The organism is Roseomonas aerilata DSM 19363, assembly GCF_000711725.1.
Classification (GTDB): Bacteria; Pseudomonadota; Alphaproteobacteria; order Acetobacterales; family Acetobacteraceae; genus Roseomonas; species Roseomonas aerilata.
The window spans coordinates 191,325-207,210 of sequence record NZ_JONP01000002.1; the positions used below are offsets into that span (position 1 = coordinate 191,325).

General features: G+C 71.7%; 15 protein-coding genes. 7 read left to right on the forward strand and 8 right to left on the reverse strand.

The annotated features are described in order from the left end of the window. The first annotated feature begins 90 nt into the window (after positions 1-90). From BO39_RS03725 to BO39_RS03735, 3 genes are read left to right on the forward strand one after another with little or no spacing between them, the layout of a single operon-like run. Positions 91-1,485, forward strand: coding sequence for a gamma-glutamyltransferase (locus BO39_RS03725; protein WP_052401425.1), 1,395 nt, complete (start codon positions 91-93; stop codon positions 1,483-1,485). 52 nt (positions 1,486-1,537) lie between these two features. Then, the gene (locus BO39_RS03730; protein ID WP_052401465.1) at positions 1,538-2,656 is read left to right on the forward strand and encodes a pyridoxal phosphate-dependent aminotransferase; all 1,119 of its coding nucleotides are present in this window, start codon (positions 1,538-1,540) and stop codon (positions 2,654-2,656) included. A 33-nt stretch (positions 2,657-2,689) separates the two neighbouring features. Then, positions 2,690-3,655 carry a Bug family tripartite tricarboxylate transporter substrate binding protein gene (locus BO39_RS03735; RefSeq protein WP_043830144.1) on the forward strand — a complete coding sequence of 322 codons (966 nt, stop codon included), beginning with the start codon at positions 2,690-2,692 and terminating at the stop codon, positions 3,653-3,655. A 19-nt stretch (positions 3,656-3,674) separates the two neighbouring features. Here BO39_RS03735 and BO39_RS03740 read toward each other — a convergent pair whose 3' ends face one another. The 3 genes from BO39_RS03740 to BO39_RS03750 are packed head-to-tail and all read right to left on the reverse strand — an operon-like array spanning position 3,675 to position 6,721. Further along, on the reverse strand, positions 3,675-4,523 hold the full coding sequence (locus BO39_RS03740) for a shikimate dehydrogenase (protein WP_043830145.1): 849 nt from the start codon (positions 4,521-4,523) through the stop codon (positions 3,675-3,677). Positions 4,524-4,527: 4 nt separating this feature from the next. After that, positions 4,528-5,757 carry a bifunctional glutamate N-acetyltransferase/amino-acid acetyltransferase ArgJ gene (argJ, locus tag BO39_RS03745; RefSeq protein WP_043830147.1) on the reverse strand — a complete coding sequence of 410 codons (1,230 nt, stop codon included), beginning with the start codon at positions 5,755-5,757 and terminating at the stop codon, positions 4,528-4,530. 16 nt (positions 5,758-5,773) lie between these two features. Further along, positions 5,774-6,721, reverse strand: a complete 948-nt coding sequence (locus tag BO39_RS03750) for a peptidylprolyl isomerase (RefSeq protein ID WP_043830149.1) — start codon at positions 6,719-6,721, stop codon at positions 5,774-5,776. A 262-nt stretch (positions 6,722-6,983) separates the two neighbouring features. Here BO39_RS03750 and secA point away from each other — a divergent pair, with 262 nt between their 5' ends. Beyond that, positions 6,984-9,716 carry a preprotein translocase subunit SecA gene (gene secA, locus BO39_RS03755; RefSeq protein ID WP_043830151.1) on the forward strand — a complete coding sequence of 911 codons (2,733 nt, stop codon included), beginning with the start codon at positions 6,984-6,986 and terminating at the stop codon, positions 9,714-9,716. Between the two features lie 65 nt (positions 9,717-9,781). Then, complete coding sequence (locus BO39_RS34910; protein WP_281175523.1) at positions 9,782-9,913, forward strand: hypothetical protein; 132 nt, start codon at positions 9,782-9,784, stop codon at positions 9,911-9,913. Between the two features lie 285 nt (positions 9,914-10,198). On the opposite strand, the gene BO39_RS03760 is transcribed toward BO39_RS34910, so the two are convergent. From BO39_RS03760 to BO39_RS03780, 5 genes are all read right to left on the reverse strand, one after another. Continuing rightward, complete coding sequence (locus BO39_RS03760) at positions 10,199-10,762, reverse strand: type 1 glutamine amidotransferase domain-containing protein (RefSeq protein ID WP_043830153.1); 564 nt, start codon at positions 10,760-10,762, stop codon at positions 10,199-10,201. Between the two features lie 118 nt (positions 10,763-10,880). Continuing rightward, positions 10,881-11,630 carry an ABC transporter permease gene (locus BO39_RS03765; RefSeq protein ID WP_043830154.1) on the reverse strand — a complete coding sequence of 250 codons (750 nt, stop codon included), beginning with the start codon at positions 11,628-11,630 and terminating at the stop codon, positions 10,881-10,883. Next, positions 11,630-12,418, reverse strand: coding sequence for an ABC transporter ATP-binding protein (locus tag BO39_RS03770; protein ID WP_043830156.1), 789 nt, complete (start codon positions 12,416-12,418; stop codon positions 11,630-11,632). Before BO39_RS03770 ends, BO39_RS03765 begins: the two co-directional genes overlap by 1 nt. Continuing rightward, on the reverse strand, positions 12,415-13,377 hold the full coding sequence (locus BO39_RS03775; protein WP_043830158.1) for an ABC transporter substrate-binding protein: 963 nt from the start codon (positions 13,375-13,377) through the stop codon (positions 12,415-12,417). Before BO39_RS03775 ends, BO39_RS03770 begins: the two co-directional genes overlap by 4 nt. A gap of 11 nt (positions 13,378-13,388) precedes the next feature. After that, positions 13,389-13,889, reverse strand: a complete 501-nt coding sequence (locus tag BO39_RS03780) for a VOC family protein (protein ID WP_052401426.1) — start codon at positions 13,887-13,889, stop codon at positions 13,389-13,391. A 214-nt stretch (positions 13,890-14,103) separates the two neighbouring features. On the opposite strand from BO39_RS03780, the gene BO39_RS03785 reads away from it, so the two are divergent. Both BO39_RS03785 and BO39_RS03790 read left to right on the forward strand, forming a co-directional pair. Then, complete coding sequence (locus BO39_RS03785) at positions 14,104-14,859, forward strand: aspartate/glutamate racemase family protein (RefSeq protein ID WP_043830159.1); 756 nt, start codon at positions 14,104-14,106, stop codon at positions 14,857-14,859. A gap of 25 nt (positions 14,860-14,884) precedes the next feature. Then, on the forward strand, positions 14,885-15,868 hold the full coding sequence (locus tag BO39_RS03790) for a Bug family tripartite tricarboxylate transporter substrate binding protein (RefSeq protein ID WP_052401466.1): 984 nt from the start codon (positions 14,885-14,887) through the stop codon (positions 15,866-15,868). The last annotated feature ends 18 nt before the right edge of the window (positions 15,869-15,886 follow it).

The window sequence follows — 15,886 nt, forward strand, 5'->3', positions numbered from 1 at the left end:
CCTGTCCGGGCCGGAAGGTTCCCGTTTCCGCCCCCGCGGCCGCCCCCGCCCCCTTGCGTCCAGGGCGCGGCCGGTGCCAGGAACGCGGCGATGACGATCACGGCGGCAGGGAGGTCGCGGGACCATATGGCAGGCAAGAGCGGCTTCGCCCGGGGCGCCACCGCCCGCCATCCGGCCGCGGCGGCCCTGCTGGCGCTGGTGGCGCTCGCGGGCTGCTCCACCGTGGACCGGGTGAGCAACGCCCTGACCGGCGGCCCCTCCCTCCAGCCGGGGCAGCAGGGCTATGTCCGCGGCTTCCTCGGCAATGTGGCGGCGGAGGACCCCCGCGCGGCGCTCGTCGCGCGCGACATCCTCTCGGCCGGCGGCTCGGCTGCCGATGCGGCTGTCGCGGCGGGCTTCGCGCTCTCCGTCACCCTCCCCTCCCGCGCCGGACTCGGCGGCGGCGGCGCCTGCCTCGGCTACGACGCGCGCCGCAACGAGATCGAGGCCTTCCTCTTCCAGCCGGGCGCGCGCATCGGCGTGCCGCGCGGGGCGGACCGGCCGGCGGCGGTGCCGATGATGGCGCGCGGCCTCTTCGCCCTGCATGCCCGCGAGGGCCGGTTGCCCTTTGAGGCCACCATCGCCCCGGCCGAGCGCCTGGCGCGGCTCGGCACCCCCGTCTCGCGCGCGCTCGCGGCCGATTTCGCGGCGGTCTCGGCGCCCCTGATGGCCGATCCCGTCACCCGCGCCGCTTTCGGTGGCACGAGCGGCGGGCTCGGCGAGGGCGACCAGCTAACCCAGTCCGACCTCGCCACCACGCTCGGCCAGATCCGCACGGCCGGGGTTGGCGACTTCCACCAGGGCGGCCTTGCCCGCCGCGTGGAGGAGGGCAGCGCGGCGGCCGGCGGCTCTCTCACCGTGCCCGAGATGCGCGCCGCCGTGCCCCAGGCGGTGACGCCCGTGCAGGAACGGCTCGGCGACGATACGCTTGCCGTGCTGCCAGCCTCGGTGGATGGCGGGGCGACGCTGGCGGCCTTCCGCGCCGCCGCCGCCGGGCAGGCTGCGCCCGTCGCGGGCGGAAGCTTCGGCGCCAGCACCTCCCTTGTGGTGCAGGACCGGGAGGGCGGCGCGGTGGCCTGCGCCTTCACCATGAACAACCTCTTCGGCACCGGGCGGATGGTGCCGGGCATGGGCTTCCTGCTGGCCGCCGCGCCGAACATGGGCAGCGTGCAGGCGCCGCCGCTGGGGGCGATCCTGGTCGCCAATCTCAGCGTGAAGGCGATGCGCTACGCCGGCGCGGGCTCGGGCCAGGGCGCGGCGCCGGCCGCGGCGGGCATCCCGGCCGGGCTTCACCTCCGGCGGCGCGCGCCGCTCGCCCAGGCGGTCGCGGCGGTGCCCGAGCCGGGCCGCGCCGTCGCCATCACCTGCCAGGGCACAGTGACGGCCGACCGCTGCTCGGCGGTCGCCGACCCGCGCGGCTTCGGTCTCGCCACCGGAAGCGAGTGAGTTGCAGGGCCTGAAGGTGGGGCGGGGCGCGAACACCCCGCCCTTTCTCGTCATGGACGTGATCGCCGCCGCCAACGCGCGCGCTGCCGCCATCGCGCCCGGGGAGCCTGGCATCCTCCGGATGGAGGTCGGTCAGCCCGGCACCGGTGCCCCGCGCGGCGCGGCCGAGGCCGCCATCCGCGCCCTGCGCGATGGCCACCCCATGGGCTACACGGAGGCCTTCGGGCTGCGCTCGCTGCGAGAGCGGATCGCCGGGCGCTATGCCCAGCATTACGGCACGACGGTTCCGGCCGAGCGGATCGCGGTGACGGTCGGGGCATCGGGCGCCTTCCCCCTCGCCTTTCTCGCGGCCTTCGACACCGGGGACCGGGTGGCCATGGCCGCCCCCTACTACCCCCCTTACGTGAACATCCTGACCGCCCTCGGCATGGTCCCGCAGATCCTGCCCTGCGACGCCAGCACCCGCTTCCAGCCCACCGTCGCCATGCTGGAGGCGCTCGACCCGCGCCCCACGGGGCTGATCGTGGCCAGCCCCTGCAACCCCGCCGGCACCATGCTCGCCCCAGACGAGCTGGCCGCCATCGCGCGCTGGTGCCACGCGAACGGCGTGCGGCTGATCTCGGACGAGATCTATCACGGCCTCTCCTACGACGTGCCGGAGGCAACGGCGGCCGCGCACTCGCCGAGCGCGATCGTGGTGAACAGCTTCTCGAAATACTTCTCCATGACCGGCTGGCGCATCGGCTGGCTCGTCCTGCCGGAAGACCTGGTGCGGCCAGTAGAGCGGCTGGCGCAGAACATGTTCATCTCCGCCCCCCACGTTGCCCAGGTGGCGGCCGAGGCGGCCTTCGACTGCGTGGACGAACTGGAGGCGAACCGCGCCACCTATCGCCGCTCGCGCGACCTGCTGCTGGCGGGGCTGCCGGCGGCCGGCTTCGACCGGATCGCCCAGGCGGACGGCGCCTTCTACATCTGGGCCGATATCGGCCACCTGACGAATGACAGCCCGGCCTTCTGCGCGCGCATGCTGGCGGAGGCTGGCATCGCCGCCACCCCCGGCGTCGATTTTGACAGCGGGCGTGGGGCCCGTTTCTTGCGTTTCAGCTATTGCGGGCCGGAGGCCGACATGGCCGAGGCACCCGCCCGCCTGCGCCGCTGGCTCGGAACCTGAGCCGGGGCCAGGGGACCTCTAGGGAACCATCACATGAACCGCCGATCCCTCCTTGCCCTGCCGGGGCTCGCCGCCCTCGCGCGGCCGGCTATCGCCCAGTCGCAGGCACGCCCCGTGCGGCTGATCGTGCCCTTCCCGGCGGGCGGGGCGACCGACGCGGTGTCGCGCCTTTTCGCGCCGCTCCTGGGCCAGCGCCTGGGCACGACCGTGGTCATCGAGAATCGCCCCGGCGCGGGCGGCGTCCCGGCGGCCGAGGTGGTGGTGCGCGCGCCGCCGGACGGGCTGACGCTGCTGCTCGCCACCTCCTCCATCCACTCCACCGCGCCGGCCACCGGCGCCAACCTGCCTTACAACGTCGAGACCGACTTCACGCCGCTCGCGCTCATCGGCGCCTCGCCCTCGCTCGTGCTCGTCTCCACCACCGTGCCGGTGAATGATCTCCGTGGCTTCATCGCCTGGGCCAAGGCGCGGCGCGGGGGGGTGAACTACGGCTCCTCGGGCGTCGCCACCACGCCGCACCTGAATGGGGCACTGCTCGACAGCCTGGCGGATCTCGGAATGGTGCACGTGCCCTATCGCGGCACCGGCGCCGTCTATACCGAGCTGCGGCGGGGCGACGTGCACGTGCTGCTGGACGTGCCGGCCACGGCGGCAACCCATATCCAGGCGGGCACGGTCAAGGCACTGGCCGTGACCTCCGCCGCGCCGACGCCGCTGGCGCCGGGAATACCGACCGGCGAGGCCGCGGGCCTGCCCGGCCTCGTCTCCGAGACCTGGTTCGGCATCTTCGGCCCGGCGCACATGCCGCCCGCCGTCGCGCAGCGGATCACCGAGGCCTCGGATGCCGCCATGGGCGATGCCGATCTCAAGGCACGGCTGCTCGGCCTGGGGGTGGAGCCCCGCGCCGGCGACGGGAACGCGCTGGCCGCGGCGGCGCGGACGGAGCGGGAGCGCTGGACCGAGCTGGTCCAGCGCCTCGGCATCCGCGCGACAGACTGAGGCCGCGCGGGGCGGCCGCTTACTTCACATGCGCGGCGAAGGCGGCGTCGATGACGCCCGCCGGCGCCTGCCGGCCGGTGAAGAGGGTGAAGCCGTCCTCCGCCTGCCCGACCGACATGGCCCGCCCGGGCATGATCGCGCAGCCGAGCGCCGTCGCGGCCGCCAGCAGCGGCGTTACGGGCGGGTGGTAGACGGCGTCCGCCACCCACATGGAGCCGCGGAGCAGGGTGGGATCCACGGGGCTGGAGGTGTCAGGCAGCATCCCGGCGGGGGAGGCGTTCACCACGCCCACGGCGCCCTCCATGGCGGCGGCGATGCCGCCAGCCGGCAGGAAGCGCCCGCCACCCCAGCCCGAGGCCTCCCCGGCAAGGGAGGCGGCGCGGGCGGGGTCCTGATCCACCACGCGCACCTCGGGAACGCCTGCCTTCGCCAGCGACCATGCGATGGCGCGTCCGGCGCCGCCCGCACCGATCAGCACGGCGGGGCCAGCCTTCACCGCCTCCCCCACCGTGCCCAGCAGGCCCGACAGGAAGCCCGTCGCGTCGGTGTTGTGGCCGGTCAGCCAGCCGTCGCGCACGGTGATGAGGTTCACCGCGCCCACCTGCTGGGCGCCGGGGGCCAGCGCGTCGAGGAAGGGGATGACCGCCTGCTTGTAGGGAAAGGTGACATTGATCCCCGCAAAGCCGATCAGCCGCACCCCGTCGAGGATGCGGCCGATGACCTCGGGCGTGGCGCCCGCCACGTCGATCAGGTGGTAGCGGACATCGAGCCCCGTGGCGGCGCCGGCCGCCTCCATCATCGCCGGAGCGGCGGAATGGGAGATCGGGTGGCCGAGCAAGCCGAGCAGGACCCGGTTGGAACTGGCCATCGCCTCAGGACCGGTAGGAGCCGTTGATGTCGATGTAGCCGTGGGTCAGGTCGCAGGTCCAAACGGTGGACTCACCCTTGCCCAGGCCGAGATCGACCTCGATGTCGATCTCCCGCCCCTTCATGTGGGTCACGACCGGGCCCTCGTCGTAGCCCTCGACCACGCCACCGTCCTTGGCCATCCAGGTGCCGCCGACGGCGACCGAGAGGCGATCCCGGTCCGCCGGCTCGCCGGCCTTGCCCACGGCCATGACGATGCGGCCCCAGTTAGCGTCCTCGCCGGCAATGGCGGTCTTCACCAGGGGCGAGTTGGCGATGGCCATGGCCACCCGCTTGGCCGAATTGTCGGAGACGGCCCCGCGCACCGTCACCTTCACCAGCTTCTGCGCCCCCTCCCCGTCCCGCACCACCTGCAGGGCGAGGTCCAGCAGCAGGGCATCGAGCTGCGTCTGGAAATCGTCCAGCGCCTCGCCCGGGAAGGCGGAGACGCGATCGTTCCCGGCCTGCCCCGTGGCGAAGAGCAGCACGGTGTCGGAGGTGGAGGTGTCGCTATCGACCGTCGTGCGGTTGAAGCTCGCCTCCACCCCGCGGCGCAGCGCCGATTGCAGGGCAGCGGCGGGGATGGCGGCGTCGGTGGCCACGAAGCACAGCATCGTCGCCATGTCCGGCGCCACCATGCCGCTGCCCTTAGCGACGCCGAGGATCGTGACCTTCGTGCCGTGGATCGTCGCGGTGCGGGCGGACGCCTTGGGGAAGGTGTCGGTGGTCATGATGCCGCGCGCGGCATCGGCCCAGCCCGTCTCCTTCAGCGAGGCGTGCAGCGCCGGCAGGGCGGCGGCCAGCTTCTCGTGCGGCATCACCTGGCCGATGACGCCGGTGCTGGCGAGGAACACCTCGGAGGTCTCGCACCCGGCGAGCGAGGCCGCGGCAGCGGCGGTCGCCTCGCAGGCCACCACGCCGGCCCGGCCGGTGAAGACATTGGCGTTGCCGGCATTCACCACCAGGGCGCGCGCGGCCTCGCCCTTCAGCGCCGTGCGGCACCAGTCCACCGGGGCGCCGGGGCACTTGTTGCTCGTGAAGACGCCCGCGACGGTCGTGCCCGGGGCGAACTCCATCATCATGACGTCGGGCCGGCCCTGGTAGCGCAGGCCGGCGGCGGCGACGCCCAGCCGCACGCCCTTCAGCGGCGGCAGGGGCGGCAGCTCGACCCGGAGGGGGGAGACGGGGATGTCCATCGCCTACCTCCTCCGCTCAGCGCCGCGGGGCCGAGGAGGGAGCCGGCGCGGCGGCCGGCGGGGTCGCGCCCTCCATCAGCCCGGGCGCCCGAATCGGCGAACCGTCGAGGTTGAAACGCTCGACGCGAGCGGCGTTGCGGATGCGCTCGACCGCGCCGTTCACCGTCTCCTCGAAGGCGGACTGGCGGAGCGCCTCCTGGCTGTCCTCGAAGCTGGCGGCCGGCGCCGTGCGGCGCTCCTCCAGCTTGATGACATGCCAGCCGAAGGCGGTGCGCACGGGGGCGGGGCTGATCTGGCCGGGCTGGAGAGCGAAGGCGGCTTCGGCAAATTCAGGGATCATGTCGGACTTCTTGAAGAAGCCGAGATCGCCGCCCTGCTCGGCGCCAGGGCCGGTGGAGCGGCGCTTGGCGATCTCGGCGAAGTCGGCGCCGGGGCGGCGGACCTCCTCCAGCGCCTCTCGCGCTGCGGCCTCGGTCGGCACGAGGATGTGCCGGGCGTGAATCTCCTCCTCGCCCTGGCGGGTGGCCGATTCGCGGTCGTAGCGGGCGCGCAGGGCCCCCTCGGTCAGCGCCGGCGCCACCTCGCGGCGGAGAAGGGCCTGCTGCAGCTCCTGGTCGGTGGCGCGGGCGATGCGGCGCTGCACCTCCGGGTCCCGCTCCAGCCCCTCGGCGCGGGCGCGGGCGACGATGGCCTTCTGGGCCACCAGCTGGTCCACGATTAGGGGGAAGATCATCGCCGGGGGGGCATTCTTCAGCTCGTCAGGCAGCTCGGCGGCGGCGTCGCGCACGTCGGAGAGGCGGATCTCCTGCCCCTCCACCCGCGCCACCACGGGGTCGGCTGGCTGGGGAGAAGCCGCCTGGGGCGCGGCGGAGGCGGGCGGTGCCGCCGGCGCCTGGGCGAGGGCAAGCCCGGCCGAGAGCAGGCAGGCGGGGAGGGCGGCGGCGGAGAGGAGAAGGCGGCGCATCGGGGGGAAGCCTCGGCGGAAAGGGGCGCAACATGGCGGAGGGGGGGCCCGCTCACAAGGCGGCCGCGTGGCCGGGGCATCACGAGGCGGCGTCCTGCAGCCCCTTCCCCCCCGGCATTCGTTGACCCGCCGCCCCCCCTTCCCTATCTCTGCGCCTGCACGCAGGGCCCTGTCAGGCCCCCCTCCTGCCGGCCGCCCCGCGGTCCTTCCGGTGGCGGCCCCCAGGCGATGCCCAGGCCTGCCCCGGAGACCTCCTGACCCTATGTTCGCCCGCCTCGCCCGCGCCATCCTCGGCACCTCGAACGACCGCGCGCTGAAGGCGTACCGGGCGCGCGTGCCCGCCATCAACGCGCTCGAACCCGCCATCGCCGCCCTGTCCGACGACCAGCTGAAGGCCAAGACCCCCGAGTTCCGCGAGCGCCTTGCCAAGGGCGAGACGCTGGACAGCCTGCTGCCCGAGGCCTTCGCGGTCTGCCGGGAGGCCTCCAAGCGCGTGCTGGGCATGCGGCACTTCGACGTGCAGCTCATCGGCGGCATGGTGCTGCACGAGGGCCGCATCGCCGAGATGAAGACGGGCGAGGGCAAGACCCTCGTCGCCACCCTGCCCTGCTACCTCAACGGCCTGACCGGCAAGGGCGTCCATGTCGTCACCGTGAACGACTACCTCGCCTCCCGCGACGCCGAGGAGATGGGGCGGCTCTATTCCTGGCTGGGCCTGACCACGGACACGATCGTCTACGGCAAGACCGACCCGCAGCGCCGCGAGGCCTATGCCTGCGACATCACCTACGGCACGAACAACGAGTTCGGCTTCGACTACCTGCGCGACAACATGAAGTACTCCCTGGGCGAGATGGTCCAGCGGCCCTTCAACTACGCGATCGTGGACGAGGTCGACAGCATCCTGGTGGACGAGGCGCGCACGCCCCTCATCATCTCCGGCCCCACCGACGACACCTCCGACCTCTACAACCGCGTCAACGCGGTGGTGAAGGAGATCGCCAAGAATCCCGAGAACTACGACAAGGACGAGAAGAACAAGACCGTCTCCCTCACCGAGGCGGGGAACGAGGCCGTTTCGGCCGCCCTGACCGAGGTGGGGCTGCTGGAGGAGGGCGATCTGTATGATTTTCAGAACGTCACCGTCGTCCACCACGTGAACCAGTCGCTGCGCGCGCACACCCTCTTCGCGCGCGACGTGGACTACATCGAGCGCGCGGACAAGATCGTCATCATCGACGAGTTTACCGGCCGCATGATGGAAGGCCGCCGCTACTCCGACGGGCTGCACCAGGCGCTCGAGGCGAAGGAGGGCGTGACGGTCCAGCCCGAGAACCAGACGCTGGCCTCCATCACCTTCCAGAACTACTTCCGCCTCTACCCCAAGCTGGCGGGCATGACCGGCACGGCCGCAACCGAGGCCGACGAGTTCGCCGAGATCTACAAGCTGGAGGTGGTGGAGATCCCCACCAACCTGCCGGTGTCGCGCCTCGATTCCGACGACGAGGTCTACCGCAGTGCCGCCGAGAAGTACGAGGCGGTGGCCGGCCTGATCGCCGAGGCCCGTGACCGAGGCCAGCCCTGCCTCGTCGGCACGACCAGCATCGAGAAGTCCGAGCTGATCTCCTCCCTTCTGCAGAAGAAGGGCGTGCCGCACCAGGTGCTGAACGCGCGCTACCACGAGCAGGAGGCGGCGATCATCTCCCAGGCCGGTCGCCCGGGCGCGGTGACGATCGCGACGAACATGGCCGGCCGCGGCACCGACATCAAACTCGGTGGTAACGCCGAGATGCTGGCGCGCGCGAGCTTCGCCGGCGAGCCCGCGGGCCCCGAGTTCGAGGCGCGCCTGGCCGAGATCAAGCGCGAGGTGGAGGAGAGCGCCGCGAAGGTAAAGGCCTCCGGCGGCCTCTTCGTCATCGGCACCGAGCGGCACGAGAGCCGCCGCATCGACAACCAGCTCCGCGGCCGCTCCGGCCGTCAGGGCGACCCCGGCGCATCTCGCTTCTTCCTCAGCCTCGAGGACGACCTGATGCGCATCTTCGGGTCCGACCGCATGGGCGGGATGCTGCAGAAGCTCGGGTTGAAGGAGGGGGAGGCGATCGTCCACCCCTGGATCAACAAGGCGCTGGAGAAGGCGCAGAAGAAGGTTGAGGCGCGGAACTTCGACACGCGCAAGAACCTGCTCAAATACGACGACGTCATGAATGACCAGCGCAAGGAGGTCTATGCCCAGCGCAAGTCCTTCATGCACGCCGCCGACGTCTCCGAGACCGTGACGGAGATGCGCCGCGAGGTGATCGACGACATGGTCGCCGCCGCCATCCCCGAGAACGCCTATCCCGAGCAGTGGCGGATGGATACGCTCCAGTCCCGCGTGCGTGATGTCCTCGGCCTGGACCTGCCCGTCGTCGACTGGGCGCGCGAGGAAGGGATCGACGAGACGCAGATCCGCGAGCGCCTGCACGAGGCCGCCGACACCACCTACGCCGCCCGCGCCGCGAACTTCGGCGTGGAGCGGATGCGCGAGGTGGAGAAGTCCATCCTGCTGATGGTCTTCGACAAGGTCTGGAAGGATCACCTCCTCTCCCTCGACCACCTGCGCCAGGGCATCGGCCTGCGCGCCTACGGCCAGCGCGACCCGCTGAACGAGTACAAGTCCGAGGCCTTCAACCTGTTCAACGCCATGCTGGCGGAGATGCGGGAGGAGACCACGCGCTGGCTGATGCAGGTGGACATCCCCACCGGCGCGCCGCTGCCCAGCCCGGAGCCGATCAGCGTGCTCGACGCCCGCCACCCGGCCCCTGACTCCGGCGACCCGCTGCTCGGCTATGACGCGGTCGCCGGGGAGTACGGCGCGGCCGCCCCCGTCACAGCCCCCCGTGTAGCCGATGGTGTGGACCCGAACGATCCCTCCACCTGGGACCGCACGCCCCGCAACGCGCCCTGCCCCTGCGGCTCCGGCAAGAAGTACAAGCACTGTCACGGGCGGGCCTGATGGCCCGCAACTTCGAGGTCCGCGCGCGTTGATGAGGTAGCGCGGAACGAAGAAGGCGAAGCAGGATGCTTGATTCACCCCTGATTGGGCTCGCCGCCCTCGCCGTGATCATCGTGGTGCTGGTGGTGCTCCAGCGGCTCGAATTCTTAAGCGTCTTCTCCCGCCGGCGCCGCGATCAGCCGCCGCGGGAGGATTGAGGGCCGTTCGGCGACCGCCAGAGAGGGCTCTGCCCTCTCCGGCACCTCACCCGCCAAGGGCCTGAGGCCCTTGGAACCCCATCTGGCTTTCGCGGGTGCGGTGATCGGAGGCCGGCTCCTCGCCGGTGCTCTTCCTGTGTGTGCAGTCGCCTCGGGTCCACGACCCGAGGCGCACCGGTTGCAGAACCGCCCTAAACTTGAAGAAGAAGATGATGGAGGGGGGTCCGGGGAGAGGAAGAATTCTTTCTTCCTCTCCCCGGAGTCACCCACGCCACCCGCTCAAAATCAGGCCGCCACCGCCCGCGGCGTGGTGCGGGACACGGCATCAACCATCTTCTCGCAGAAAGCGGGCAGGTCCTGCGGGTTCCGCGAGGTGACGAAGTTGCCGTCCACCACGCAGGTCTCGTCCACCCAGATCGCCCCGGCGTTGCGCAGGTCGGTCTTGAGCGAGGGGTAGGAGGTCATGCGCCGCCCCTTCACCGCCCCGGCCTCGATCAGCGACCAGGGGCTGTGGCAGATCGCCGCGATCGGCTTACTGGCCTCGGTGAAGGCGCGGACGAAGGCGACGGCCGCCTCGTTCATGCGCAGCTTGTCAGGGTTGGTGGTGCCGCCCGGCAGGACCAGGGCGTCGAAGGCGTCGGCGTGGGCATCGGCCAGTTCCACATCCACCGCGATCCTCTCGGCGGGGTTCACGTCCCCGTCCATCGACTGGATCTCGCCGAGCTTCAACGACACCACGGCCGCATCCATCCCCGCCTCTTTCAGGGCCTTCAGCGGTTCGGTCAGTTCAACCCGCTCGACCCCATCCGTCGCCAGGATCGCAACCCTGCGGTGCGTTGCTTCGGCCATGTCGCATTCCTTCCTTGCCAAACGGCAGCGGGGCTGGCGCATGACGCCAACCCTTGCGCCCGATAGAACGGCCGGCGGCAACGGAGGTTTGGCCGGGGATGGCGGAACGACGCCGCGATTACTTCCCAGACCAGTGGACGAAGCGTTTCTCCATCAGGAGGAAAAGAAGGTTGAGCGCGTAGCCGAGCGCGCCAGCGACGAAGATGGCGCCGTACATCAGCCCGCTCTCGAACAGCATCTGCGCGTTGATCACCCGCTGGCCGAGGCCGTCGGTGGAGCCGATGAACATCTCCGCCACCACGACGATGACCAGCGCCAGCGACACGCCCTGGCGCATGCCGACGAGGATCTGCGGCAGGGCCTCCCAGACGAGCACGTCCACCAGGATGCGGGCCGGCCCCGCGCCCATCACGCGCGCGGCCAGCACGCGGGTGCGGCGGGCGTTCATCACGCCGTAGGCGGCGTTGAAGAGGATCACGAGGGCCGCGCCGAAGGCGGCCACCGCGATCTTGGTCGCCTCCCCCGTGCCGAAGAGCACGAGGAAGAGCGGGAACAAGGCGGAGGCCGGGGTGGAGCGGAAGAAGTCCACCACGAACTCCACGGCGCGGTAGAGGCGTTCCCGCGCACCGAGCGCGACGCCCAGCGGCACACCAATGGCGGAGGCGATGGCGAAGGAGAGCAGCGTGCGCGCGACCGTGCGCCAGAGGTCATGCGCCAGCGTGCCCGTCGAGAGCGCCGCCCAGGTGTCGCGCGCCGTCTCGGCCGGCGAGGGCAGCAGCACCGGGTCTGCCACGCCGAGCAGCACCGCCACCTGCCAGAGCGCGATGAAGGCGAGCGCGCCGAGGACGGGCGGAAGCAGCGCGCGCATCAGGCGGCTTCCGGCCGCGAGCGCACGGCGGCGGTGAAGACATCGAGGCAACGCCGCTTGATCGCGACGAATTCGGGAGAGGAAAGCGTCGCGGCATCGCGTGGCCAGGCCAGCGGCACGGGCACGTCGTCCACGATGCGGGAGGGCCTGCGGGTCAGCATCAGCACGCGGTCCGACAGAGCGATGGACTCCTCGAGGTCGTGGGAGACGAGCATGGCCGTGATGCGGTTCTCCTTCAGCACGCGACCGAGGAGTTCCCGTAGGGAGAGGGTCGTCTCGTAGTCGAGCGCCGAGAAGGGCTCGTCGAGGAACAGCACCTCCGGCTCCACCGCCAGGGCGCGCATGACCGAGACGAGCTGCTGCTGCCCGCCGGAGAGCTCATAGGGGTAGCGGTTGAGGTCGAAGCGCACGTCGAAGGCGGCGACCAGCGCCTCCAGCCGCCGCTCCACCTGCGAGCGCGGCTGGCGCATCAGGCGCAGCGGATAGCGGATGTTGTCGGCCGCGCGCTTCCAGGGAAGCAGCGCCTCCCGATAGTTCTGGAAGACATAGCCGATGCGGGCCTCCCGCACCGTGCGGCCATCGAACAGCACGGTGCCGGAATCGGCCTCCAGCAACCCCGCCATCATGTTGATGAGCGTGGACTTTCCGCAGCCATTCGGCCCGAAGACCGAGAGGATGTCGCCGCGGCGAAGGTCCAGGTCCAGCCCGGCATGCACGGGCTGGCCACGGAAGGCCTTGGAGAGGCCGCGGACGCTGACCGCGGCCTCCCGGGGGGAGATGACGTTCACAGGGGCCGCAGGAAGAGCTTCACGTCGATCGCGCTCCGCACGACGCCCTGGGCGACGGCGAGGTCCACGAACTTCTGGAAGTCCGCGACCTCCTGCGGGGACATGTCCTTCACCATCGCGAAGTTCACCAGCGGGATGGTCGGCGCGAGCTCCGCGGAGGTCTGCATGAAGGGCACCAGCAGGTCGCGCACGGAGGGATCGCTCTTGATGGTGGCGCAGGCCTTGCCCCAGGCACCGGCGAAGCGCGCCGCGACCTCCGGCTTGGCATCGAGGAACTTGCCCGTCAGCGCGGCGCCGGCCGCCCAGGCCTGCGCATCGGGGCGGCCGATGAGGTGGGTGGCGATCACCCCCGCCTCCAGCCGCCGCGCGGCGCCCTGACGCTCGGCAATGGTGGCCTGCGGCTCCAGCGTATAGGCGGCGTCGAAGGTGCCGGCCGCCAGGGCGCCGACATGCACGCCCATCTGTTGCTCCGACAGCGTGTAGTCGCGCCCCTCCTGGAGTCCGACGGAAGCGAGCACGGCGCGCGCGGCGGACATGTTGGCAGGCCCGGGGGCAGAGAGGATCTTCGCGCCCTTGAGGTCGCGCAGGGTGGTCGCGTTCCAGCCCGGCCGCACGACGAACTGCTCCATCCGGAAGCGGTCGCTCTGGCCGTTCAGCGCGAAGTAGATCGCCGTGTTCGCGCGGCGGGCGTTGATGTTTGCGCCCTCCAGCGTCACGAGGTTGGAGGCGCCGTCGAGGTCGCCCGCCACCATCGCCTGCACGATCAGCGGCGCGGCCTGCAGCGGCACGGCCTCTACCGCCAGCCCAGCCTCGGTGAAGAAGCCGCGCTCCCGCGCGACGTAGAAGGGCAGCGCGGAGGAAACGTTGAAGACGCCGATCTTCACCGCATCCGCCGCCATCGCCGCGCGGGCGAGGAAGGGCGTGGCGAGGGCGGCGCCGAGCAGGGTGCGACGATTCATTGGGGGCGGCCTCACGAGAGCTTCGGGTAGGTCTGGGGATCGAAGAAGCTGCTGCCGGCGACGTAGCGGCGCCCGTCGGACATGTCGGGCGGCGCGCCCGCCTCGGAGGCGCCGTCGAAGGTGAGTTCGAGCTGCACGCCGGAGGGGTCGTAGACGAAGAGCTGCCAGAGGGTGGTGCCGGGCACGAGGAACTCCCGCCAGTCCAGTCCCGCCTTCCGAAAGCGCTCGACGAAGGCGTGGTAGCCGCGGCAGGCGAGGGAGACGTGGTCGATCGCGGCCGTGCCCTGGGGCGCCACGCCCTCGGGCCCGAGCGCCGGCCCGCCGGCATAGACATGCAGCAGGGCCTGCCCGCCCGGCAGCGGCACGGAGAGCCAGGCGCCGGGATAGCCGAAGTCGGGGCGATGGGCTTCAGCGAGGCCCAGCACGCCCTTGTAGAAGGCGAGGGTGGCGGCGAGGTCGCTGGTCTTGACGGCCACGTGGAACAGGCCGGCGACGAGGGGCGTGTCAGACATCAGGGGGCGCGATCCGTGAAAAGCCCCATGCTGAGGGCAATCGACGTGCCACGGGAAGCGCGGGCTTAGGGCCCCGGCCCGCCCGCTTCGCGGTCAGGCAGCGCCGGGACTGGCGCAATCCTGGGCAGGAGCGGTGCCGGCGGGCCCCGGGGGCACCCGACAAGGCGGTTGGCCCGTCCTATGCTGAGGGGGTTCCTCGACCCAGGGCCCGACCATGACCGCAGCACCCCCTTCCCTCCCCACGCGCCGCCGGGGCATCGCGCGCGGCGGCCGCGCCCTTTACGGCGCACCGCTCGGCATCCTCATGCTGGAGGCGCGCTTCCCCCGCATCCACGGCGACATGGGCAATGGCGGCACCTGGCCCTTCCCGGTTCTCTACCGCGTCGTGCGCGGCGCGAGCCCCGAGAAGGTGGTGCTGGAGGGGGCCCGCGGCCTGCTGCCGGACTTCCTGGAGGCCGCGCGCGAGCTGGTGGCCCAGGGCGCGGAGGCCATCACCACCAATTGCGGCTTCCTCTCCCTCTTCCAGCGGGAGATCGCGGCGGCGGTGGGCGTGCCGGTGGCCACCAGCAGTCTCATGCAGGTGCCCTGGGTGCAGGCGATGCTGCCGCCCGGCCAGCGCGTCGGGCTCGTCACCGTCTCCGGCGGTAGCCTCTCGCCCGCGCATCTCGAGGCCGCCGGCGTGCCCCTCGACATCCCCATGGAGGGCACCGAGAGCGGGCGCGAGTTCTTCCGCGTCCTGATCAAGGCCGAGAAGGACGACATGGACGTGGACCTCGCCGAAAGGGACGTGGTCGAGGCCGCCGAGCGCCTCGTCGCGCGCCATCCGGAGGTCGGCGCCATCGTGCTCGAATGCACGAACATGCCGCCCTATGCCGCGGCCGTGCAGCGGGCCACGGGCCGGCCGGTCTACGACATCTACGCCATGATCACCTATTTCCACGCCGGCATCCGGCCGCGCGACTTCGCCTGAGGCAACACCGATGGAGGCCCCGCCCATGCTCCGCCGAACCGCGCTCGCCCTCGCGGCACTCGCCCTCGCGCTTCCCGCCGCGGCACAGGAGGCGCCCTGGCCTAACCGGCCCATCACCATCATGGGCGGCTTTCCCAACGGCTCCGGCGTGGACATCTACGCGCGCAAGCTGGCGGAGCCGCTGACCCGCGCGCTGGGCGTGCCCGTCGTGGTGGACAACCGCACGGGCGCGGGCGGCAACATTGCCTCCGAATACGTCGCCCGCGCGCGGCCGGACGGCTACACCTTCCTGCTGGCGACCGCGGGCACGCACGCCATCAACGCAACCCTCTACAAGTCGCTCCCCTTCGATCCGTTGCGGGACGTGACGCATATCGCCATCCTCGGCGACGTGCCGAACGTGCTGCTGGTCAGCCCCGAGCACTCCCCCAACCTCCGCACCTGCCGCGACCTGATCGCGGCGGCCAAGGCCAAGCCGGGCGGCCTCGCCTACGCCTCCACCGGCAACGGGGCGTCGACGCACCTCTCGGCGGTGCAGTTCGCCGTCGCCGCGGGCATCGACGTGCTGCACGTGCCCTATCGCGGGCAGGGACCAGCGATGGTCTCCCTGCTGGCCGGGGAGTCCGCCTTCTTCTTCAACCAGAGCGGGCCGAGCATCGCGCCGGTGCAGCAGGGCCAGCTCCGCGCCCTCGGCGTGACCACGCGCGCCCGCCTGGCTCCGCTGCCGGACGTTCCGACGATCGAGCAGGCCTGCGGCCTGCCGGGCTTCGAGAGCAGCACCTGGTACGGCCTGATCGCCCCGCCCCACCTGCCCGCCCCCATCCAGGCCCGCATGGCCAAGGAAGTGGCGCGCATCATCGCGCAGCCGGACTTCGTCACCTGGCTAACGGACAACCAGGGCATCACCCCGCCGGCCGATCCGGGGCCGGAGGCCTTGCGCCGCATCCAGGAGGCGGATATCGCGCGCTGGGGGGAGATCGTGCGGCGCTCGGGGGCGCAGGTGGACTGATCCCGGGTCCGCTCGGGA